Source organism: Salmonella sp. SAL00672, assembly GCF_046552175.1.
GTDB classification, from domain to species: Bacteria; Pseudomonadota; Gammaproteobacteria; order Enterobacterales; family Enterobacteriaceae; genus Salmonella; species Salmonella enterica.
In genome coordinates this window covers 231,986-253,791 of the sequence record NZ_JBGDUQ010000002.1, presented here as the reverse complement: position 1 = coordinate 253,791, position 21,806 = coordinate 231,986, and the positions used below count along the sequence as shown (strand labels likewise).

Annotated in this window: 21 protein-coding genes and 1 pseudogene; 12 read left to right on the top strand and 10 right to left on the bottom strand. The window is 51.5% G+C overall.

Features of this window, described 5'->3' with window-relative positions; genetic code table 11:
• Positions 1 to 2: 2 nt before the first annotated feature.
• The 5 genes from hybO to ACLJTG_RS06985 form a co-directional block, all read right to left on the bottom strand.
• A complete protein-coding gene (gene hybO / locus ACLJTG_RS07005; protein WP_000145429.1) occupies positions 3 to 1,121 on the bottom strand; it encodes a hydrogenase 2 small subunit in 1,119 nt (372 codons plus the stop codon).
• A 189-nt stretch (positions 1,122 to 1,310) separates the two neighbouring features.
• The gene (locus ACLJTG_RS07000; RefSeq protein ID WP_001059119.1) at positions 1,311 to 1,598 is read right to left on the bottom strand and encodes a DUF2623 family protein; all 288 of its coding nucleotides are present in this window, start codon (positions 1,596 to 1,598) and stop codon (positions 1,311 to 1,313) included.
• 84 nt (positions 1,599 to 1,682) lie between these two features.
• Positions 1,683 to 3,326 carry a methyl-accepting chemotaxis protein gene (locus ACLJTG_RS06995; RefSeq protein WP_021000782.1) on the bottom strand — a complete coding sequence of 548 codons (1,644 nt, stop codon included), beginning with the start codon at positions 3,324 to 3,326 and terminating at the stop codon, positions 1,683 to 1,685.
• A gap of 306 nt (positions 3,327 to 3,632) precedes the next feature.
• Complete coding sequence (locus ACLJTG_RS06990; RefSeq protein ID WP_000439335.1) at positions 3,633 to 4,127, bottom strand: TIGR00645 family protein; 495 nt, start codon at positions 4,125 to 4,127, stop codon at positions 3,633 to 3,635.
• A gap of 279 nt (positions 4,128 to 4,406) precedes the next feature.
• The gene (locus ACLJTG_RS06985) at positions 4,407 to 4,910 is read right to left on the bottom strand and encodes an ESA_00282 family adhesion-associated protein (protein ID WP_021000783.1); all 504 of its coding nucleotides are present in this window, start codon (positions 4,908 to 4,910) and stop codon (positions 4,407 to 4,409) included.
• 103 nt (positions 4,911 to 5,013) lie between these two features.
• Between ACLJTG_RS06985 and ACLJTG_RS06980 the strand changes: the two genes are divergently transcribed.
• The 3 genes from ACLJTG_RS06980 (at position 5,014) to ACLJTG_RS06970 (ending at position 6,823) form a co-directional block, all read left to right on the top strand.
• Entirely contained in the window at positions 5,014 to 5,424 is a 411-nt protein-coding gene (locus ACLJTG_RS06980) for a hypothetical protein (RefSeq protein ID WP_000936449.1), read from the top strand.
• On the top strand, positions 5,411 to 5,815 hold the full coding sequence (locus tag ACLJTG_RS06975) for a hypothetical protein (protein ID WP_000665654.1): 405 nt from the start codon (positions 5,411 to 5,413) through the stop codon (positions 5,813 to 5,815). The genes ACLJTG_RS06980 and ACLJTG_RS06975 overlap by 14 nt, the downstream gene beginning before the upstream one ends.
• 123 nt (positions 5,816 to 5,938) lie before the next feature.
• Positions 5,939 to 6,823: an SDR family oxidoreductase gene (locus ACLJTG_RS06970; RefSeq protein ID WP_000019032.1), complete on the top strand. Its 885-nt coding sequence runs from the start codon at positions 5,939 to 5,941 to the stop codon at positions 6,821 to 6,823.
• 112 nt (positions 6,824 to 6,935) lie between these two features.
• Here ACLJTG_RS06970 and exbD read toward each other — a convergent pair whose 3' ends face one another.
• Entirely contained in the window at positions 6,936 to 7,361 is a 426-nt protein-coding gene (gene exbD / locus ACLJTG_RS06965) for a TonB system transport protein ExbD (protein WP_001251476.1), read from the bottom strand.
• A 6-nt stretch (positions 7,362 to 7,367) separates the two neighbouring features.
• The gene (gene exbB, locus ACLJTG_RS06960; RefSeq protein WP_000527859.1) at positions 7,368 to 8,102 is read right to left on the bottom strand and encodes a tol-pal system-associated acyl-CoA thioesterase; all 735 of its coding nucleotides are present in this window, start codon (positions 8,100 to 8,102) and stop codon (positions 7,368 to 7,370) included.
• Between the two features lie 251 nt (positions 8,103 to 8,353).
• Here exbB and metC point away from each other — a divergent pair, with 251 nt between their 5' ends.
• The gene (metC, locus tag ACLJTG_RS06955) at positions 8,354 to 9,541 is read left to right on the top strand and encodes a cystathionine beta-lyase (RefSeq protein WP_000130262.1); all 1,188 of its coding nucleotides are present in this window, start codon (positions 8,354 to 8,356) and stop codon (positions 9,539 to 9,541) included.
• A gap of 139 nt (positions 9,542 to 9,680) precedes the next feature.
• On the top strand, positions 9,681 to 10,340 hold the full coding sequence (gene yghB / locus ACLJTG_RS06950; protein ID WP_000268444.1) for a DedA family general envelope maintenance protein YghB: 660 nt from the start codon (positions 9,681 to 9,683) through the stop codon (positions 10,338 to 10,340).
• A gap of 63 nt (positions 10,341 to 10,403) precedes the next feature.
• Here the strand turns inward: yghB and ACLJTG_RS06945 are convergent, their stop codons facing one another.
• Complete coding sequence (locus ACLJTG_RS06945) at positions 10,404 to 11,303, bottom strand: AraC family transcriptional regulator (RefSeq protein WP_001078198.1); 900 nt, start codon at positions 11,301 to 11,303, stop codon at positions 10,404 to 10,406.
• A gap of 192 nt (positions 11,304 to 11,495) precedes the next feature.
• Here ACLJTG_RS06945 and yqhD point away from each other — a divergent pair, with 192 nt between their 5' ends.
• The 4 genes and pseudogenes from yqhD to ACLJTG_RS06925 all read left to right on the top strand — a co-directional run bounded on the left by yqhD (position 11,496) and on the right by ACLJTG_RS06925 (position 15,742).
• A complete protein-coding gene (gene yqhD, locus ACLJTG_RS06940) occupies positions 11,496 to 12,659 on the top strand; it encodes an alcohol dehydrogenase (RefSeq protein ID WP_079951110.1) in 1,164 nt (387 codons plus the stop codon).
• A 105-nt stretch (positions 12,660 to 12,764) separates the two neighbouring features.
• Positions 12,765 to 13,592, top strand: a complete 828-nt coding sequence (gene dkgA, locus ACLJTG_RS06935) for a 2,5-didehydrogluconate reductase DkgA (protein ID WP_000013101.1) — start codon at positions 12,765 to 12,767, stop codon at positions 13,590 to 13,592.
• Positions 13,593 to 13,757: 165 nt separating this feature from the next.
• Positions 13,758 to 15,243 (top strand): annotated as a pseudogene (locus ACLJTG_RS06930) (DASS family sodium-coupled anion symporter).
• 43 nt (positions 15,244 to 15,286) lie between these two features.
• Positions 15,287 to 15,742 carry an HIT family protein gene (locus ACLJTG_RS06925; protein WP_001527932.1) on the top strand — a complete coding sequence of 152 codons (456 nt, stop codon included), beginning with the start codon at positions 15,287 to 15,289 and terminating at the stop codon, positions 15,740 to 15,742.
• Between the two features lie 157 nt (positions 15,743 to 15,899).
• On the opposite strand, the gene ACLJTG_RS06920 is transcribed toward ACLJTG_RS06925, so the two are convergent.
• Together ACLJTG_RS06920 and ACLJTG_RS06915 are read right to left on the bottom strand one after the other, a co-directional pair.
• A complete protein-coding gene (locus tag ACLJTG_RS06920) occupies positions 15,900 to 16,094 on the bottom strand; it encodes a hypothetical protein (RefSeq protein WP_000525384.1) in 195 nt (64 codons plus the stop codon).
• A gap of 202 nt (positions 16,095 to 16,296) precedes the next feature.
• A complete protein-coding gene (locus ACLJTG_RS06915) occupies positions 16,297 to 18,468 on the bottom strand; it encodes a YgiQ family radical SAM protein (RefSeq protein WP_001274458.1) in 2,172 nt (723 codons plus the stop codon).
• A gap of 487 nt (positions 18,469 to 18,955) precedes the next feature.
• Here ACLJTG_RS06915 and ACLJTG_RS06910 point away from each other — a divergent pair, with 487 nt between their 5' ends.
• The 3 genes from ACLJTG_RS06910 to ACLJTG_RS06900 are packed head-to-tail and all read left to right on the top strand — an operon-like array spanning position 18,956 to position 21,781.
• Positions 18,956 to 19,939, top strand: coding sequence for a TRAP transporter substrate-binding protein (locus ACLJTG_RS06910; protein ID WP_000799367.1), 984 nt, complete (start codon positions 18,956 to 18,958; stop codon positions 19,937 to 19,939).
• 41 nt (positions 19,940 to 19,980) lie between these two features.
• Positions 19,981 to 20,463, top strand: a complete 483-nt coding sequence (locus ACLJTG_RS06905) for a TRAP transporter small permease (protein WP_001221827.1) — start codon at positions 19,981 to 19,983, stop codon at positions 20,461 to 20,463.
• A gap of 10 nt (positions 20,464 to 20,473) precedes the next feature.
• Positions 20,474 to 21,781: a TRAP transporter large permease gene (locus tag ACLJTG_RS06900; protein WP_021000787.1), complete on the top strand. Its 1,308-nt coding sequence runs from the start codon at positions 20,474 to 20,476 to the stop codon at positions 21,779 to 21,781.
• The last annotated feature ends 25 nt before the right edge of the window (positions 21,782 to 21,806 follow it).

Below are 21,806 nucleotides of genomic sequence, written 5' to 3'. Positions count from 1 at the left end.
GGTTATTCTCCCCGTGAGTCAGCGTTATCTTTCTTTTGCTGACGCCCCAGTTCACGTACCGCCATCACGCTGACGCCGGCAACCAGACCGACTACGCCGCCAAGCAGACCGACAGCGCCCGCAGAGATATTGCCGCCTTCTTTCATATTGACGTCAGGTTTCTCTGAACGCGGAGTTTGGTTTTCGACATGAGCAAGCTGGTGAATGCCCTTATGGAAGCCGATACCTTCTTCGTTACAGCCATAGCAAGGATGGCCGATCGCCACTGGCCAGACGCCGCCAACGTCACAGAACTGTAACGTAGAACAGTTGCCCCAGGTTTCCGGCCCTTTACAGCCAAGATGGTAGAGACACCAGCCCTGACGGTGGCCTTCGTCGCCAAATTCTTTGGCAAAACGGCCTGCGTCGAAGTGTGGACGACGTTCGCAATGCTCATGAATCAGACGGCCATAGGCAAAGGTTGGACGATTTTTCGCATCCAGCTTCGGCGGCGTGCCGTAAGTGATGATATGCGCGACGGTCGCCAGGAAGTTATGCGGGTTTGGCGGACAACCTGGAATATTGATAACCGTTTTGCCCGGTAAGACTTCCTGCAGACTGACAGCGCCGGTTGGGTTTACGCCAGCCGCAGCAACGCCGCCCCATGCCGAGCAGGAACCGATAGCGATAATCGCGGCTGCGCCGTCAGCGGCTTTGCGGATGTGATCCACGATCGGCTCGCCGGCAACCATGCAGTAGATACCGTTATCTTTTAGTGGGATAGAACCATCCACCACCAGAACATATTGCCCTTTATACTTCTCCAGAGCGTTATGTTTGTTTTCTTCGACCTGGTGACCGAATGCGGCGGAAAGTACCTCGTGGTATTCCAGAGAGATGGTCTCCAGAACGAGGTTTTCAACGGTTGGGTGTGTAGCACGAAGCAGTGATTCGGTACAACCGGTACACTCCTGAGCGCCAATCCAAATAACGGGCGGACGCTGTGGATTGGATACCGATTCTGCCATTTCTGCGGCGGCTTTGCTACTGAGCCCCATAGTAGCGGCCAGTGCTGCACAAAGCTTCATGAAATCACGACGGTTAATGCCGTGAGAAGTGATGAGAGTATTATCTCCAGTCATTTTATAGTTATTCCGTTACGAAGACCTGGCTTTTATTTTGCACTGTTCGCGAAGAAGTTATTGCGATCGGTACGCCATTTACCACACTTTTTTTATGGTTATGTGCGCCATAATACTTCGACGGAACAGTAAAACGAAGGGAAGAGGCGATAGTGTAATTAATTAAAGCAAGATAATACCCCTGTTGGATCAACCTTCGAGTCGATAACCGGCCATAAAGAAGCGAACCGCCATCCCGGAATGATTCTCTTTAAAGAAATCCATCACCATTTCTTTATCCAGACCATAGCGACGCGTCAGAATTCCAGCCTCCCACGCGCTAAGTTGACGATCGCCGGTCTTTTCGAACATACGGTGTGTAAAACCCAATACAAAGCCACGTTTATACTCAGAACAGAAATTCACCGCATGATGCGCGCTATATGCATATGGCGCGTGCAACCCGGCCATTAACCCTTTCCCAAAATGATTATTCATCTGACCTCCTTAGTCGCTATATAATAAATTATATAGCGACTAATTAAATGAAGGCCAGCGCATTACGCGCTTTTTTGCTTCACATCAGAAGGCAACCCATTCATCAGTAGACTGTGCGGGAGTCGACGCCATTCTCTGAACGCCAGGCGCCGCTTTCGCCGTTACGCGTTGTTGCGGCTCACTAGCGGAAAGCCGGAACTGCTGTACGGAGCGTTGCAAATCCTCCGTCTGCCGTTCCAGCGCCGCCGCCGCCGCGGAAACCTGCTCAACCAGCGCGGCGTTTTGTTGCGTAACGCTATCCATTTGCGTGATCGCCACGCCAACCTGAGAGATACCTTTACTCTGCTCTTCGGAGGCGGACGCGATCTGTTTCATAATCGTCGTCACTTCCGTGACGCCGCGCAGGATGGCGTCCATCGTCGCGCCGGTCTCCTGGACCAACTGCGCGCCTTGCGCTACGCGACGTACCGATTCGCCAATTAAGGCTTCAATTTCTTTCGCCGCCCCCGCGCTGCGGCTGGCCAGGTTACGTACCTCACCGGCGACCACCGCGAAGCCGCGTCCCTGCTCGCCCGCTCTGGCCGCTTCTACCGCTGCGTTCAAGGCCAGAATATTGGTCTGGAAAGCAATACTATTAATCACGGTAGTAATTTCGGCGATCTGCTGCGAACTGGCGGAAATACCGTTCATTGTTTCTACCACATCGGAAACCAGTTCACCGCCTTTTCCTGCCGTTAGCGAGGCGGCATCCGCAAGCTGACTCGCCTGGCGGGCGTGTTCGGCGTTCATTTTCACCGTTGCGGTAAGCTGTTCCATGCTGGCGGCAGTTTCTTCCAGCGCGGCGGCCTGTTCTTCCGTTCGGGAAGAGAGATCGTTATTACCGGTAGAAATTTCCGTCGCGCCGCGCCAGATATTGTCGCTTCCGGCGCGGATCGTACTCACGGCTTCGCGTAAACTGTCCTGCATCGCGCGCAGTAGCGGCACCAACCGGCCTACGCAGTTACGCCCCAACGCTTCAATCGGCTGGCTAAGATCGCCTTGCGCGATGCGCTGAAATTGCTGACGGATGCGCTCCAGCGGTTTCACCATCATTGCAACCAGATAGCGATCGGTAAAAATCAGGATAGCAATGCCCAGAATCACCGCCGTGATAAGCAGGATGCGGATGGTATAGGTTTTACCATCGACCATCACGCGGGTGTTATCCAGCATGGCGCCAGCTTCATGACTAAACCGTTCCGCGCTGGCGCCGAACGCGCGACTGAGTGCGGGCGTGACCGTACTGGCATGTTCGCTCCAGGCGGTCAGCGATCCTTGCTGCGCCAGTTGCATTTGAGGAACGACGCCTTTCTCCAGCAAGGCCTGCCAGTTGGACAACACCTCCCTTGAGATATCAGGGTTCATCGGCCCTGGCGATAGCGCTTTCATCTCCTCCAGCTTCTGACGCATATTCTCGAGCGACTGCCGGGCGGGCGCAAAATCGGGCGTGCCGCCGCCGATTTTTACATCCATCGCGCGGCTAAGGCGGGTAACAAAGCGGAAATATTGATCGTTACCCTGGCTTAGCACCGTCATTTGCCGCACAAGATGCCGGTCAATATCATTTCCTTCCGAAACTTCGGATAAAGCATGGACGCTGTATAAACCCACCCCCGACCAGAGTAGACAAAAAAGTCCCAGTATCGTCAGCATGACCATACGAATAGTAAAGTTTTGCAGCAAACGCATATGAATTTCCTTGCTGAATATAAGAGATTAGTCATCAGACGATGACGCACTCTCGTTATCGGCAAGGCGCGGAGAATATATAATGCATTCTCCATTTTTTTACAGTTATCGCCGTTTACGTACCCGTAGATGTTATATATCTGTGAACGCAGAGAAAATCTTTCAGTGTTATTACTGAGTAAATGAATAGATGTAGTAAAAATATTGCGTAAGGCTGCAGGGAGACGGTTATCCACCGTTAAAGAAGCGCTGTTTTACAGCCGGGCTCAGCATCCTTTGCCCGACTGCCCCGCCGTGGACGGCGGCTCAATGGTTATGTCGCGTCAATCTGTCCAGATAGCCCATCACGAACGCCGACAGGACAAAGGTCAGATGGATGATGACATACCACATTAATTTGTTATCCGGGACGTTTTTCGCATCCATAAACACGCGTAACAGGTGAATGGAAGAGATAGCGACTATTGATGCCGCCACCTTATTTTTTAGCGAAGTCGCATCCATTTTCCCCAGCCAGTTCAGCTTCTCCTTGCCCGCAGAGATATCCAGCTGAGAGACAAAATTCTCATACCCGGAGAACATGACCATTACCAGCAATCCGCCGACCAGCGTCATATCAACCAGAGATAACAGCACCAGGATCAGATCGGCCTCCGCCAGGGCAAAAACGTTCGGCAGAACGTGTAGAATTTCCTGGAAAAATTTTAGCGCTAAAGCGATCAGCGCCAAAGAGAGGCCAAAATACACCGGCGCGAGCAGCCAGCGAGACGCATACATTACATTTTCAAGAAAGCGTTCCATAGGGACCTGTCAGGTAACTAAAACCAGCAACAGTATATCTCAACCATGCAACATCAGATCAACATGCCAGTTAAGAGCCTATCCCACCAGGCGTTATTGGCGCAGCCAGTTTGGACGCGGACAGCGCACAAAAACCGGAGCGTACACGTAGTACGTGAGGTTTGACTCGCTACGCTCGCCCTTCGGGCCGCCGCTAGCGGCGTTCAAAACGCTAACGCGTTTTGGCGAGCACTGCCCAGGTCCAAAATGGCAAGTAAAATAGCCCTAATGGGATAGGCTCTAAGTCTCATCCGGTTTAACCTGTGGGCGCTGATATTCCGGCCATACCAGCGCGACCAACGCCGGGTAGGCTTCAAGACTGAACTCACGAAAACACTGGCGTAAATTCAGGACGTCCAAATCCGAATACGGCACCTTTTCTCCGTTCAGACAACGCTTCTTAATATTGTCGTAATACTTATAAACGGCAGAGTTAAGGTCGCTGCAACGACGCTGTGCGTCAAATAATCCAGGCGTTTCATTCAACTCAGTCATTGTCATTCGTTTTATCGTTGCATGAAGGAAATCGATATATTCATGGTTAACGCGCCAGTACCATACCGGCGTTATCGAATTCATTAATACTGAGAAATGATCTTCGCCCTCTTCCTTTGTCATGGGTTCAGTTTGATTTAAATTTACGATTTTTCCACCAGGACGTTTTTTATTAACCTCCCACATCAGGAAGAGTATCGCGCCGGTCAGTAATAGCAATATAATAACAGAATAAAAAATACTGTTCATAGCAGGCTCCATTTTTTTTGATTTTAAAATTACGCCATGTTATTGTCAACGAAACCTACACTATTAAAAATAGTATACCACTGATCGTAAAGGATATTTAGTCATGCTTCCTGAGCATCTGGTTTCCTCTCATTTTCGCCTGTCATCGCCGCCCCCTGAAGCCACAGAAAACAGTAAAAATTTGCCTCAGGGAAAGACAAAACTCAGCGATTACGAGCCCGATATTTTAATTTGCGCTAACGCAACCGGGCAACACAGAAACGTATTATTTGAAGAACGCGACCGTCATATTAAAGAACGTCTGTATTGTGTGGCTAAAATTGAAACGTTTGCCCGCCTGATAAACGCACTACAGGCAGAAGGCGATATTGATGCCCAAACGCTAAGTAAAATACTGGCGGATAAAACCGCAATGATAAATGAAAAAGGTAATGCCATTTGGCTTAATTTAATCACTCGCGAAACCAATATGCCGCTATTTTATTCACTGGAAGATAAAGATGAAAGAAGTTGAAGACAATAACGTTTATTTGGCTTTAGACAACCATAAAAGTGATGAATTTATCTTAAAGCAAAATCTTGCAGCGCTAATCGCCAGTAAAAATGCCACCCTGGAAAAGGTAACGCAGGAAGTGGTATCCATACCGGCGGCGTTAGTGCGCCTGAAGTGGCAAAACCGACGAGAGATGTATGCGTTACAGGTCAAAGAGGAGATTTATGGCGCGACCATCAATGCTATTATCGAGCAGCATCCTGAATTACGAGACAAAATTATGTCTCATCTTGAAAGTGACTGGCAGCATCTGCTGGCTCGCGAGACGGCAACCTTACGTCTGACGCGTAAGCTTTCCGATGGAGACTACCGGACGCGCAACGTCACCACCGTCGCACGGCAAGAAAAATAACCTTCATGGCTAGTTAACTCTGTTGTGAATACGGGCGAAGCATAAGGATCGTTCTGATTCTCCCTCTTACGGTAGTAAAAGTGTCTACGCTTAAAGGGTGTTCAACCTGAAGGGAGAAGCTCAATGTCTCATCTATACGACCCTACCACGCAGTATTACACCGGCGAATATCCTAAGCAAAAACAGCCGGCGCCCGGCGTCCAGGCGAAAATGACGCCTGTTCCTGACTGTGGCGAAAAAAGTTATGTCGGCAGTGGTCGCCTTAAAGATCGTAAGGCGCTGGTGACAGGGGGCGACTCCGGGATTGGGCGCGCTGCCGCTATCGCTTACGCGCGTGAAGGCGCAGATGTCGCGATCAACTATTTGCCAGCGGAAGAAGAGGACGCCCAGCAGGTTAAAGCGCTGATCGAGGAGTGCGGTCGTAAAGCGGTGTTATTGCCAGGCGATCTTAGCGACGAATCCTTCGCCCGTTCGCTGGTCCATAAGGCGCGTGAAGCGCTGGGCGGGCTGGACATTCTGGCGCTGGTAGCCGGTAAACAAACGGCAATCCCGGAGATAAAAGATCTGACCAGCGAGCAATTTCAGCAAACCTTCGCCGTTAACGTTTTTGCCCTGTTCTGGATAACCCAGGAAGCGATTCCGCTGCTGCCAAAAGGCGCCAGTATTATCACGACGTCGTCTATCCAGGCGTATCAGCCCAGTCCGCACCTGCTGGATTATGCGGCAACCAAGGCGGCAATCCTCAATTACAGCCGTGGCCTGGCGAAACAGGTGGCGGAAAAAGGAATTCGTGTGAATATTGTCGCGCCTGGCCCTATCTGGACAGCGCTGCAAATTTCCGGCGGTCAAACCCAGGATAAAATTCCGCAGTTTGGTCAGCAGACGCCAATGAAGCGGGCTGGCCAACCGGCAGAGCTGGCGCCGGTGTATGTCTATCTGGCAAGCCAGGAATCCAGTTACGTTACCGCAGAAGTGCACGGCGTGTGCGGCGGGGAGCATTTAGGCTAACGCATGAAGTCGATTAAGGTGGCGCAATTCTGTTAAGCAAGGCGCCACTTTAGGCAATAAAAAAGCCGGGTGGCGACTTCGCCTTACCCGGCCTACAGCGTCAGCAGAATACTTATTTCGCTTTCGCGGTCTCTTCGCCGACCAGACCAATTTTGAGATAGCCCGCCTGATGCAGCATATCCATCACTTTCATCAGGGTTTCATACTCTACGGTTTTATCCGCGCGGAAGAAAATCGTAGTATCCTTTTTCCCTTCCGTCAGGGCCGTTAGCTCGGCAATCATCGTATCATCCGTCACCGGATCGTTACCGATAAACATGGTGTTATCCGCTTTCACCGACAGATAAACCGGTTTTTCCGGACGCGGCTGTGGCGTACTGGTAGAAGCGGGCAGATTCACCTTGACGTCCACCGTCGCCAGCGGCGCAGCCACCATAAAGATAATCAGCAGAACCAACATGACATCGATAAACGGCGTCACGTTGATTTCATGCATTTCGCCGTTGTCATCCAGGTTCTCGTTAAGACGCATTGCCATGACGCATTACCCTACCCGTAATTTCTGCGCGGCGCGTACCGGCTGCGCACTGGCGCTCGCATTCAGATCGAGATCGCGGCTTTGCAGCAGCAATACCTGCGCCGCCACGTCGCCCAGCGTTGCTTTGTAACTGCCTATCTGACGTGCGAAGATGTTGTAAATGACGACCGCCGGGATCGCGGCTACCAGCCCAATCGCCGTCGCCAGCAGCGCTTCCGCAATCCCAGGAGCAACCACCGCCAGGTTGGTGGTCTGCGTTTGCGCAATACCGATGAAACTATTCATAATGCCCCATACGGTGCCAAACAACCCGACGAAGGGGGAAATGGCGCCGATCGTCGCCAGATAACCGTTGCCTCGTCCCATGTAGCGGCCAACTGCCGCGACGCGACGTTCCAGACGGAAGCCGGTACGTTCTTTAATCCCTTCGTTATCTTCGCTGCCCTGAGAGAGTTCCAGTTCATTCTGCGCTTCATTGATGAGCTGTGCGCTGAGGCTTTTTGCGCTGAAACCTGCCGCAATGTCGGAAGCCTGATCTAAAGAGCGTGCATCGGCTAATTGCAGTTGTTCACGCTTTAAGCGGCGCTTTTGCGTGAAAAATTCAACGCTTTTACTGAAGAAGATAGCCCAGGTGACGACTGACGCCAGAATCAGACCAATCATCACGCACTTCACGACAATATCGGCGTGCTGATACATACCCCAGACGGAGAGATCCGTCTGCATCAAATTATTACCCACTCTGTATCTCCAGGACGCAAATCACAAAATCTGAGCATAATAATATCAAAACAACGTCGAATTGATAGTCGTTCTCATTACTATTTACATACTGCCGCACCTTTACTGCTTTTTCTTTGCGCTTACGCATTAAAAAAGCCACCTGTTTTTATTTTGGCAAAATTTTCATCTGTATCACACGTCGCCAGGGTGCAGATGGTTATATTCATGCTAGTTTAGACATCCAGACGGTTAAAATCAGGAAACGCAACATGACGGATAAACAGTTGGATACCAAACTGGTAAACGCAGGACGCAGCAAAAAATACACGCTTGGCTCAGTGAATAGTGTGATTCAACGCGCTTCTTCACTGGTGTTTGACACCGTCGAGGCCAAAAAACACGCTACCCGCAATCTCGCCAACGGCGAATTATTTTACGGACGCCGGGGAACGCTGACCCACTTTTCGCTCCAGGAAGCCATGTGTGAACTGGAAGGCGGCGCCGGATGCGCGCTCTTCCCGTGCGGCGCGGCGGCGGTTGCCAACACCATTCTGGCATTCGTTGAGCAGGGCGACCACATCCTGATGACCAACACAGCCTATGAACCCAGCCAGGATTTCTGCAGCAAAATTCTCGGCAAACTGGGCGTGACGACAAGCTGGTTCGACCCGCTCATCGGCGCTGATATCACGCAACATATTCAACCGAACACGAAAGTCGTATTTCTGGAATCCCCCGGTTCTATTACCATGGAAGTACATGATATTCCGAGCATTGTTAGTGCGGTCAGACGCGTCGCGCCAGAAGCCGTCATCATGATTGATAATACCTGGGCGGCTGGCGTTCTGTTCAAAGCGCTGGAGTTCGATATTGATATCTCTATCCAGGCGGGCACTAAGTATCTGATTGGTCATTCTGATGCGATGGTCGGTACTGCCGTTGCAAATGCGCGCTGCTGGGAACAATTGCGGGAAAACGCCTATCTGATGGGGCAAATGCTCGACGCCGACACGGCTTATATGACCAGCCGCGGTCTGCGCACGCTCGGCGTCCGACTGCGCCAGCATCAAGAAAGCAGCCTCAAAATCGCCGCATGGCTGGCGAACCATCCTCAGGTCGCGCGCGTTAATCATCCGGCCCTGCCGGGTAGCAAAGGTCATGCGTTCTGGAAACGAGACTTTACAGGCAGCAGCGGTCTGTTCTCCTTTGTGCTCAATAAAAAGCTGACCGAGGCAGAATTATCAGCCTATCTGGATAACTTTTCGCTGTTCAGTATGGCCTACTCCTGGGGAGGCTACGAATCGCTGATTATTGCTAATCAGCCGGAACAGATCGCCGCGATTCGTCCCGCAGGCGGCGTAGATTTTACCGGTACGCTGGTCCGGGTGCATATTGGTTTAGAGAGTGTTGATGATTTGATCGCTGATTTAGCCGCCGGCTTCGCCAGAATTGTGTAAAGTTGCCGGGGATGGACATATATGCAGACAATTTCCGTGGAAAAGTCTGCGTTTGTTGCGTCCGGGATCAAGGCATCCCGGACGATTCAGGAGTACAATAGGCAGATAAAAGCGTAAATGCTGTTCCACAGGAAAGTTCATGGCTGTCATTCAAGATATTATCGCTGCGCTCTGGCAACATGATTTTGCCGCGCTGGCGAATCCACACGTTGTTAGCGTCGTCTACTTTGTCATGTTCGCCACGCTATTTTTAGAAAACGGTCTGCTGCCAGCATCATTCTTACCTGGCGATAGTCTGCTGCTACTGGCAGGCGCGTTGATCGCCCAGGATGTGATGCATTTTTTGCCGACAATTGGCATTCTCACCACCGCGGCCAGTCTCGGCTGCTGGCTAAGTTATATCCAGGGACGCTGGCTCGGTAATACGCGTACCGTCAAAGGCTGGCTGGCGCAGCTTCCGGCAAAATATCATCAGCGCGCCACCTGCATGTTTGACCGTCACGGTTTGTTAGCGTTGCTTGCCGGGCGCTTTCTGGCGTTTGTCCGCACTCTGCTGCCAACAATGGCGGGTATTTCCGGCCTGTCCAACCGCCGGTTTCAGTTTTTTAACTGGTTAAGCGGCCTGCTGTGGGTGACTGTCGTGACCAGCTTCGGCTACGCGCTCAGTATGATCCCGTTTGTTAAGCGCCATGAAGACCAGGTAATGACATTTTTAATGATCCTTCCCGTCGCGCTACTGGTCGCCGGGCTGTTAGGTACGCTGGTCGTGGTGATTAAAAAGAAATACTGTAACGCCTGACGTATCCATAATCGGCCAGGATGGCCCGGTTACGCTTCGTTGACCCGTGGCGGGATGCCCCACTTAGCTCCCTTGCATTGTCCGCATTCTTGCCGCATCTTCGCCCGGCGTAACGCCAAAATAACGTTTAAACTCCCGGCTAAACTGCGATGCGCTCTCATATCCGACCCGCATCGCCGCGGCGCTGGCCTTCATACCGTCGTGAATCATCATCATTCGCGCTTTATGCAGTCGGTAGCTTTTTAAATACTGCAACGGCGAGGTGCTGGTGACCGCCTTAAAATTATGGTGAAACGCCGACACGCTCATGTTCGCTTCTGCCGCCAGTTGCTCAACATTCAGGTTCTCGGTGTATTTCATTTCGATCTGTTTAAGTACGCGACTGATCAGGCTAAAGTGCGTCTGGCGACTAACCAGTGCAAGCAGCGCCCCGCCGCGCGGTCCCATCAGCACATGATAAAGAATTTCGCGAATAATCTGTTTTCCCAGAATCCGCGCATCCAGCGGGCGCTCCATCACATCCAGCAATCTTTCCACCGCACATAAAATCTCGTCCGACAGCGTGGCGGAGTTAATCCCACTGGCCGCCATCGGCAACTGGAAACGCTCATCTTCGCCAATGTCCATGAGCAACTCTTGCAGTTGCAGCACATCAATATCGAGCCGAATACCGGCCAGCGGTACCTCCGGCGTCGCCCAGGTCTCGCATTCAAAAGGGAGCGGCACGGTCAGTAAAAGATATTCATTAGCGTCATAACGAAACTTGCGCTTGTTAATATAGCCAATTTTATGGCCGGAAAAGAGAAATATGATGCCAGGCTGATACATGACCGGCGTGCGCGGCCCCGGTTCAACACCATACAACAGACGAATGCCCGCCAGCCGCTCGCTGATTATTTTATCATTATTTTTTAAATGATTAATTTTATCCGCCAACTGTAAGCAAATTGCTTCACGATTCATAACGCGCCATTTTTTCATCAAATCCACTCCGCTGGATTGTGCGCATTTTTAGCGATTTTCTCCAGCATTCTGGAGAAATAGGCAAAACATTGGCAGAAATGTGCATTGAGAGACATCCCTCACGAGACCACAATGATGGCCATCAGGCAGACAGCCGCCTGCCCTCTTTTTACCCACATAAGGGAATGAGCAATGAACAATTTCAAATTACATACCCCTACCCGCATTCTGTTTGGTAAAGGCGCTATCGTCGATCTTCGCGATCAAATCCCGCAGGACGCCCGCGTGCTGATTATCTATGGCGGCGGTAGCGTGAAAAAGACCGGCGTACTGGCGCAAGTTCAGGAAGCGTTAAAAGGACTGGATGTACGGGAGTTTGGCGGTATTGAACCGAACCCGTCCTATGAAACGCTGATGAAGGCCGTGCAGCTTGTGCGCGACGAAAATATTACCTTCCTGCTGGCCGTTGGCGGCGGTTCCGTACTGGACGGCACCAAATTTATCGCCGCAGCGGCGCAATATACGGACGGCGTCGATCCGTGGCACATTCTGGAAACCGGCGGTACTGAGATTCGTAGCGCAATCCCGATGGGGTCTGTGCTGACCCTACCGGCAACCGGCTCAGAATCGAACGCCGGCGCAGTCATTTCCCGTAAAACCACTGGCGACAAACAGGCCTTCCACTCCTCGTTCGTGCAACCGGTGTTTGCCGTACTGGACCCGGTCTACACCTATACATTGCCGCCACGCCAGGTTGCGAACGGCGTCGTGGATGCTTTCGTCCATACCGTTGAGCAGTACGTCACTTACCCGGTTAACGGCAAAATTCAGGATCGTTTCGCCGAAGGTATTTTACTCACACTGATCGAAGAAGGTCCCAAAGCGCTGCAAGAGCCTGAAAATTATGACGTCCGCGCCAACGTGATGTGGGCCGCTACTCAGGCGTTGAATGGCCTGATTGGCGCTGGTGTTCCGCAGGACTGGGCGACGCATATGCTGGGCCACGAGCTTACCGCGATGCACGGTCTCGATCATGCCCAGACGCTGGCTATCATTCTGCCTGCGCTATGGAACGAAAAACGAGACGTTAAACGTGCAAAACTCCTGCAATATGCTGAACGTGTATGGAATATCACCGACGGTTCCGACGACGAGCGTATTGATGCCGCCATTGCCGCCACCCGCCGTTTCTTTGAACAGATGGGCGTGCCTACCCACCTGTCCGATTACGGTCTGGATGGCAGCACTATTCCGGCGCTACTGGCTAAACTTGAGGCGCATGGATGCACAAATTTAGGTGAAAATCAGGATATTACGCTGGATGTCAGCCGTCGGATTTATGAAGCGGCGCGCTAAGGTTTTTTCGCCTCTGACTTTCGTTTTTGGCCATTTCGTCCAGACTTAAGTCACTTAGTCTCGCCGGCCCCGACTCCGGCGAGCCAATTAAAAGAGGAACACATCATGGCTAATCCAACCATTATCAGGCTACAGGATGGCAACGTAATGCCACAACTTGGGCTGGGAGTCTGGAAAGCAAGTAATGAAGAGGTGATCGCGGCGATTCATAAAGCGCTGGAGGTGGGCTATCGATCGATTGATACCGCCACAGCATATCAGAATGAAGAAGGCGTCGGCAAAGCGCTAAAAGCAGCAAGCGTAGCGCGGGAAGAGCTGTTTATCACCACCAAGTTGTGGAATGACGATCAAAAACGTCCCCGCGAAGCCCTGCAGGAGAGTCTGAAAAAACTGCAGCTTGATTATCTCGATCTCTATCTGATGCACTGGCCCGTACCGGCTATCAATCACTATGTCGACGCCTGGAAAGGCATGATCGCGCTGCAAAAAGAGGGGCTGGTAAAGAGTATCGGGGTCTGTAACTTTCAGATCCATCACCTCCAGCGTCTGATCGATGAAACCGGCGTTACCCCTGTGATCAACCAGATCGAGCTTCACCCCTTGATGCAACAGCGCCAGCTACATGCGTGGAATGCGACGCATAAAATCCAGACCGAGTCATGGAGCCCGCTGGCGCAGGGCGGCGAAGGAGTATTCGATCAGAAAGTGATTCGCGAACTGGCGGATAAATACGGCAAAACGCCCGCCCAGATTGTTATTCGCTGGCATCTGGACTGCGGGCTGGTCGTCATTCCGAAATCCGTCACCCCTTCCCGTATCGCGGAAAACTTTGCTGTCTGGGATTTCCGTCTCGATAAAGATGAATTAGGCGAGATCGCAAAACTGGATCAAGGAAAACGCCTCGGCCCCGATCCGGATCAGTTCGGCGGTTAAGCCGGATTTATCGCACGCCATGCCCGACGATGTCGTCGGGTTTTTTTGCATTCCGAAACATTAAGAAACAATTACGCGCATTTAACAGTATATTTCCCCCACACACAAGCGCAGAATTATTCTGATTTTGTGAATATTTATTCATATTTATTATGAATTTACTTAATACATATAAAATATTTATGGATGTGTGATTGTGGCGGAAAAAAAATCTCAGGGCGTCAAATGGCTCCCATTTATTCTTATTCTGGTTATCGCCGCCGGGCTGTGGCAGCTAACGCCCCCTTCCGGGTTAAGCGCGCCGGCCTGGCATTCCGCGATTATTTTTGTCGCGACGATCGCCTCTATCGTGGCGAAAGTGCTGCCTATTGGCGCGGTCGGTATTATCGGCATCACCGTCTTTGCGCTCGCCTATGCTGCCGGCGACAAAACGGCCAGCGGCGCGATTACCACGGCCTTGAGCGAGCTGAACAGTTCGCTGATCTGGCTTATCGTCGTCGCCTTTATGATTGCCCGTGGGTTTATCAAAACCGGGCTGGGTCGGCGTATCGCCCTACAAATGATCCGTCTGTTAGGTAAACGAACGCTGGGTCTGGCTTATGGTCTGGCGTTTGCCGATCTGATCCTCTCCCCCGCGATGCCCAGTAACACCGCGCGCTGCGGCGGCGTGATTTACCCGATCGCCGACTCGCTGGCGCGCAGCTTTGATTCACATCCGGAAGATGAGTCTCGCAGCAAAATCGGCACCTTTCTGATCACCTGTATTGGCAATGTTAACGACGTCACCGCCGCACTGTTTATGACCGGTTATACGGGTAACCTGCTGGCGGTAAAACTGGCGGCGAACGCCGGCGTTACGTTGAGCTGGGGAAGCTGGTTTATCGCCGCGCTCCTGCCTTGCCTGGTCTCTTTTCTTATCGTCCCGCTGCTGGTCTACTGGCTGACCCGTCCGGAAATTAAACATACGCCGGATGCGCCGGATTTGGCGCGCAAAGAGCTGGCGCAAATGGGCAGTATGACGCGCGGCGAGTGGCTCATGCTGGCGACCGTCGGCGTGTTGCTGGTGCTATGGATTTTTGGCAGCTCGCTCGGCGTGGATGCCACGACGGCCTCTTTTGTCGGTCTCTCGATTTTATTACTGAGCGGCGTGCTCACCTGGGAAGACGTTAAAAGCGAAAAAGGCGCCTGGGATACGTTGATTTGGTTTGCCGCGCTGCTGATGATGGCTAACCAGTTGAAGAAACTAGGATTCACCAGTTGGTTTGGCAACCTGATTGGCGACAGCATCGGCAGTACGATGCATGGAACCAGTTGGATAATCATTCTGCTGCTGCTTAACGCAGCCTATTTTTATACCCACTATTTTTTCGCCAGCGGCAACGCGCAAATCGCCGCGCTGTATGCGGTGTTTCTGGGTGTCGGTCTGCATCTGAATATACCGGCAGCGCCGATGGCGCTTATGCTGGCGTTTACCAGCAGCCTGTACTGCTCTCTTACGCAGTATACCCACGCACGCGGCCCCATTCTTTTTGGCGCCGGCTATGTACCGACGGGCGTCTGGTGGCGAACGGGATTTATTATCAGCCTCTTTAATCAGGCGGTCTTTTTGACAGTCGGCCTCGCATGGTGGAAAGTGTTAGGGTTGTATTAAACGCTTAACGCATCGATAAGCCCTCGGTTAACGGAGAAATGGAATGACCTGCATTTTCTGTCAAATAGTTGAAGGTAAAGCACCTTGTCATAAAGTTTGGGAAGATGAGCATCACCTGGCTTTTTTGTCGATTTTTCCGAATACCGATGGGTTTACCGTAGTGATCCCGAAAAAACATTACCCCAGCTACGCGTTCGATCTACCGCCGCAGGCGTTAGCGGACCTGATGCTGGCGACCCAAAAAGTGGCGAAGAAACTGGATAAGGCTTTCCCGGATGTCAGTCGTACGGGAATGTTCTTCGAAGGTTTCGGCGTAGACCATGTGCACAGTAAATTAAGCCCCATGCACGGTACTGGCGATTTAACCCACTGGAAACCGATTGAATCGCGGCAGAATAAATTTTTCGAACAGTATGAAGGATATCTGTCGTCACACGATCATGAACGGGCGGATGATGAAAAACTGGCCGCGCTGGCGGCCAGAATTCGTGCGGCATAAATACGGAGCACTTCTGCCGGATGGCGGTGTAAGCACCTTATCCGGCCTACAAAACTGTGCTATTCATAGACCTGATAAGCGCAGCGCCATCAGGCATTATACCTTAGATTATATACTTCTTATCTATTTTAATATATCAACCCTGGTAGGTTAAATATTACGGCGCGTGGCTAAATATTTCGTACAAAAACCATCCAGGAATAGCGGCAATAACACCCATTAAAATTATCCCTGCAAGAGTCATTTGCCTGTCTTCACGTTTTTCCATACTACATGCTTTAATAGCCATTATGAATATAACAACAGCTATTATAGCAATTACGATAAAACAGGGAATAATAATCATACCCATGATATCCCCTCCTCTGGGGCTGTATACAAGCATCATGCCTTAATCATTAAGGTAATATATAATTAATTTATACAATCAATAATATTTAAATAAAATATAAAGCTCCCCGTAATTTAGCAATTACTAAAGATCGACACAATATATTTAGATGTCTGTTACTTCCAGAAACATTAGCTTCCAGAAGCAACAGATTCAAAGGTAATTAACGCCCTGCGCCTTTCCCGCGCTTCTTATTCGCAGCAAGCCCCTGCCGCTGATGTTCCACCGGCGTATGCTTGGTCAACGCCGGGCGCGTGTTGCGGTTCTGGCGACGCGCTTCGCGCATCTCTTCAATGGTCGGCGCAGGCACCAGACACTCACGGCGACCGCCAATCAAATGCTTTTTCCCCATCGCTTCCAGCGCCTGGCGAATCAGCGGCCAGTTCGCCGGATCGTGATAACGCAGCAGTGCCTTATGCAGGCGACGCTGCCTGTCTCCCTTCGGCACCACCACATCTTCACTCTTATAACCAATTTTACCCAGCGGGTTTTTGCCGGTGTAATACATGGTGGTCGAATTTGCCAACGGCGACGGGTAGAAGTTCTGCACCTGATCCAGACGGAAGCGGTGGCGCTTGAGCCACAGCGCCAGATTCACCATATCCTCGTCCCGCGTGCCCGGATGCGCGGAGATAAAATATGGGATCAGATACTGCTCTTTTCCGGCCTGTTTAGAGTAAAGGTCAAATAACTCTTTAAAGCGATCGTAGCTGCCCATACCCGGCTTCATCATTTTCGACAGCGGACCTTCTTCAGTATGCTCCGGCGCAATCTTCAGATAGCCGCCCACATGATGGCTTGCCAGCTCTTTAATGTAGCGAGGATCTTCTACAGCGATGTCGTAGCGCACGCCGGAGGCAATTAAGATTTTCTTAATGCCTTTCAGCTCACGGGCGCGGCGATAAAGATTGATCGTCGGCGTATGGTCAGTATCCATATGCGGACAGATATCCGGATAGACGCATGACAGGCGACGACAGGTCTGCTCCGCACGCGGCGACTTACAGCGCAGCATATACATGTTCGCGGTAGGACCGCCCAGATCGGAGATCACGCCGGTAAACCCCGGCACCGTGTCGCGGATCGCTTCGATCTCGTTGATAATAGAGTCTTCCGAGCGGCTCTGAATGATGCGCCCTTCATGTTCAGTGATCGAGCAGAAAGAGCAGCCGCCAAAGCAGCCGCGCATGATATTGATCGAAAAGCGGATCATCTCATAGGCCGGAATACGGGCATTGCCGTAAGCCGGGTGCGGCACACGCTGATACGGCAGCGCAAACACGCTATCCATCTCTTCAGTGGAGAGCGGTATGGCGGGCGGGTTGATCCAGACATAGCGGTCGCCGTGTTTTTGCATCAGCGCCCGCGCGCAGCCAGGGTTAGTTTCGTGATGCAGAATACGCGACGCATGGGCGTACAGCACCTTGTCGCCTTTCACCTTTTCAAAGGATGGCAGCAGGATATAGGTTTTTTCCCACGGCTTCGGACGCGGCGGCTGCACGGTAATCGCTTTAGCTTCCTGCTTTTTCGGCGCGACCGGCTTGTTATCCGCGCACGGCAGATCCTCACCATAGGGATGGGGAATTGGATCGATTTTACCCGGCGTGTCCAGACGAGTGGAGTCGACGCCGCTCCAGCCAGGCAGCGCTTCTTTAACCATAATCGCAGTGTTACGCACGTCGCGAATCTGATCGATGGTTTCGCCCATTGCCAGACGGTGCGCCACTTCCACCAGCGGACGCTCGCCGTTGCCAAACATCAGCATGTCGGCTTTGGAATCGACTAACACTGAACGACGCACAGTATCAGACCAGTAGTCGTAATGCGCGGTACGGCGCAGACTGGCCTCAATGCCGCCGAGGATCACCGGGACATCTTTCCACGCTTCTTTGCAACGCTGGGTATAGACCAGCGTGGCGCGGTCCGGGCGTTTGCCCGCGACGTTATCTGGGGTGTAGGCGTCATCGTGGCGCAGCTTACGGTCAGCGGTGTAACGGTTGATCATTGAGTCCATGTTGCCGGCGGTGACGCCGAAGAACAGGTTCGGTTTTCCCAGACGCATAAAGTCGTCTTTGCTGTTCCAGTCCGGCTGGGCGATGATCCCCACGCGGAAGCCCTGCGCTTCCAGCATACGACCGCAAATCGCCATGCCGAAGCTCGGATGGTCGACGTAGGCGTCGCCGGTTACCAGAATAATGTCGCAGCTATCCCAGCCAAGTTGATCCATCTCGTCACGTGACATCGGCAAAAACGGCGCCGGCCCAAAGCAGGCGGCCCAGTACTGCGGCCAGGAGAAAAGGTCGCGATCCGGTTGGATCAGGGAGATAGCGCTCATATTGCTTCCAAAACGATTGGCAAAAAAATAATCAAAGGTCGGGGATTATAAGCCGTATCTATAGCGAAAATGAAGGAGATTATCGCCTTATATGCAGGGCTGGCGCGAAATAGAAACAACTTTCAACGGCCTGGCCTGATGTGTTTGAAATTGGTCTTATGAATATCTCCAAATTGGTATGCAATTAATTATACCCACGTCTAAAACCGCAGTATCGCCATAACAACAAAAAGTAAAAAAACATCACATTATCAGCAATATATAAAAAAACTTCGCTGAATTGCTCACGACACTGTTTTTACCATGACTTTCTTCTGTGAACCAGATCTCTTTCTTTGGTCTATTGATTAAATTAAATTGGCTGACAGAATTCAGGGGATAAAGAACACCATCACCACGCCTTTCCCCAACGCAACACCTTACGTATCAGCGGGTTATTAATTAATCAACGATAACCACAGGAATCCCAACCTATAAGGAAGCAGATATGAAAAACACACGTTCATTCACAACATCAGCGGTATTACTGGCCGGCTGTTTGCTACTGGCATTTCCAGCGCTCGCCAAAACCACGCTGAAACTGAGCCACAATCAGGATAAAAGCCACGCCGTTCACAAAGCGATGAGCTATCTGGCCGATAAAGCGAAAGCCTATTCGGACGGCGAATTAAATATTCGTATTTACCCCAACGCCACGCTGGGCAACGAACGTGAATCGCTGGAATTGATGAACTCCGGCGCTCTGCAAATGGTGAAAGTCAATGCGGCATCGCTGGAGTCTTTTGCGCCGGAATATAGCGTGTTTAGCCTGCCGTTTTTATTCCGTGACCGCGATCACTACTACAACGTACTGAAAAGCGACTTAGGGAAACGCATTCTCGCGTCCTCCGAAAGCAAAGGCTTCGTCGGCTTAACCTGGTACGACGGCGGTGCCCGCAGTTTTTACGCTGGTAAGCCCATCACTCAACCCGACGATTTAGCCGGTATGAAAATCAGAGTGCAGCAAAGCCCCAGCGCTATCGCGATGGTGAAAGCGCTCGGCGGCGTGCCGACGCCGATGGCGCAAGGCGAACTCTATACCGCGCTCCAGCAAGGCGTGGTCGATGGCGGCGAAAACAACCCCGTGGTTTATGCCGATATGCGTCATGCGGAGGTGGCGAAATTCTATTCCCGCGACGAGCACACGATGGTGCCGGATGTCCTGGTCATCAGTACCAAAGTACTTAACAAATTGAGCGATAAAGAGCGGAAAGCGTTATATAAAGCCGCAGATGAATCCATGCAGCAAATGAAAGATGTCATCTGGCCCGCCGCGGAAAAAGAGGCTTATGAGAGCATGAAGGCCATGAACGCGACTGTTGTTGATATTGATAAATCCGCGTTCAAACAGCGTGTTAAGCCCTTGTTTGATGAGTTCCGCGCAAAAGACGCTCAGTCAGCGAAGGATCTGGAATACATCGAGAATATGTAAATCTGCCGGGCAGGGTTCTCCTGCCCTTTACAGGATGTAATATGCGAATACTCACCAATGCACTGAACAAAATACTGGCCGGGTGCTGCTGTATTATTCTGGCGGTCATGGTTGCCTGCGTATCCTGGCAGGTGGCGGCGCGCTTTATATTCAACGCGCCAAGCAGCACGCTCGACGAATTCACCCAGATTCTTTTTATGTGGATGATTCTGTTAGGCGGCGTCTATACCGCCGGATTAAAAAAACATTTAGCTATCGATTTGTTAGCGCAAAAACTCTCCCGAACGCCCGCCCTCATGCTCGACAGTATCATTCAGGTGATTATTACCGTGTTCGCGCTGATTTTTATGGTGTACGGCGGTGATATTATTGTTGAAAAAGCGGCGCACGTCAGCCAAATGTCCCCGGTATTAAAATGGCCTATGGATAAAGTCTATTGGGTCATGCCGATTAGCGGCGTCATCCTGGTGTACTACACCATTGTGAACGTTATTGATAATTATCATCAGCGCCATCTTCGCTAACGAGGGATATATGGACTTTGAATATATTTACCCAATAATTGTTTTATTTGGCAGCTTTGCCATTATGCTGGCGGTCGGCGTTCCTATTACATTCGCTATCGGGCTGTCATCCTTATTCTCAATCCTGATAGCCCTTCCCCCGGATGCCGCAATCTCGGTTATTTCGCAAAAAATGACCGTCGGTCTTGATGGCTTTACGCTGCTGGCGATCCCCTTTTTTGTGTTAGCCGGCAATATCATGAATACCGGGGGAATCGCCCGGCGCCTGGTGAATCTGGCTCAGGCGTTAGTTGGCCGCCTTCCCGGTTCGCTGGCGCACTGCAATATTCTGGCGAACACCCTGTTTGGCGCGATATCCGGCTCGGCTGTCGCTTCTGCGGCCGCGGTGGGCGGCATCATGTCGCCATTACAGGAAAAAGAAGGCTACTCTCCGGCGTTCTCTACGGCGATCAACGTCGCTTCGGCGCCGATTGGCTTGATGATCCCGCCCAGCAATGTGCTAATTGTCTATTCGCTGGCTAGCGGCGGCACCTCTGTCGCCGCCCTGTTTTTGGCGGGCTACCTGCCCGGCATCTTAACCGCGCTGGCTTTAATGACGGTAGCGGCGCTGTATGCCCATCGCCACCATTACCCGGTTGCCGAACGCATCAACCTGCGGCAGTTTCTGTCGGTATTCCGCGATTCGTTGCCCAGCCTGTTGCTGATATTTATTATTATCGGCGGCATTATCGGCGGCGTATTTACGCCAACAGAGGCCTCTGCGATCGCAGTAATCTATAGCCTGGCGCTGGCGGCCATTTATCGAGAAATTAATGTGAGTAAGTTGCGCGATATTCTGCTGGATTCGGTAGTAACCAGCTCTATTGTTCTCTTACTGGTCGGCTGCTCAATGGGAATGTCATGGGCGATGACCAATGCCGATGTTCCTGAACTGATTAATGAAATGATTACCAGCGTGTCCGAAAATAAATGGGTCATCTTGCTGATTATCAATCTCATTTTGTTATTCGTCGGGACGTTTATGGATATTACCCCGGCTATTCTGATCTTTACGCCTATTTTCCTTCCCATTGCTCAACATCTGGGAATCGACCCTGTCCATTTTGGCATTATTATGGTTTTCAATTTAACCATCGGACTGTGTACGCCCCCGGTAGGCACTATTTTGTTCGTCGGTTGCAGTATCGGCAAAATCAGTATTGATAAAGTCGTCAAACCGCTATTACCGATGTTTCTGGCACTCTTTATGGTCATGGCGATGATTTGCTACTTCCCGCAGTTGAGTCTGCTGCTTCCCACGCTGTTTGCTCCTTCCTGAAAACCCTGACGGGTCTGCGCTATTC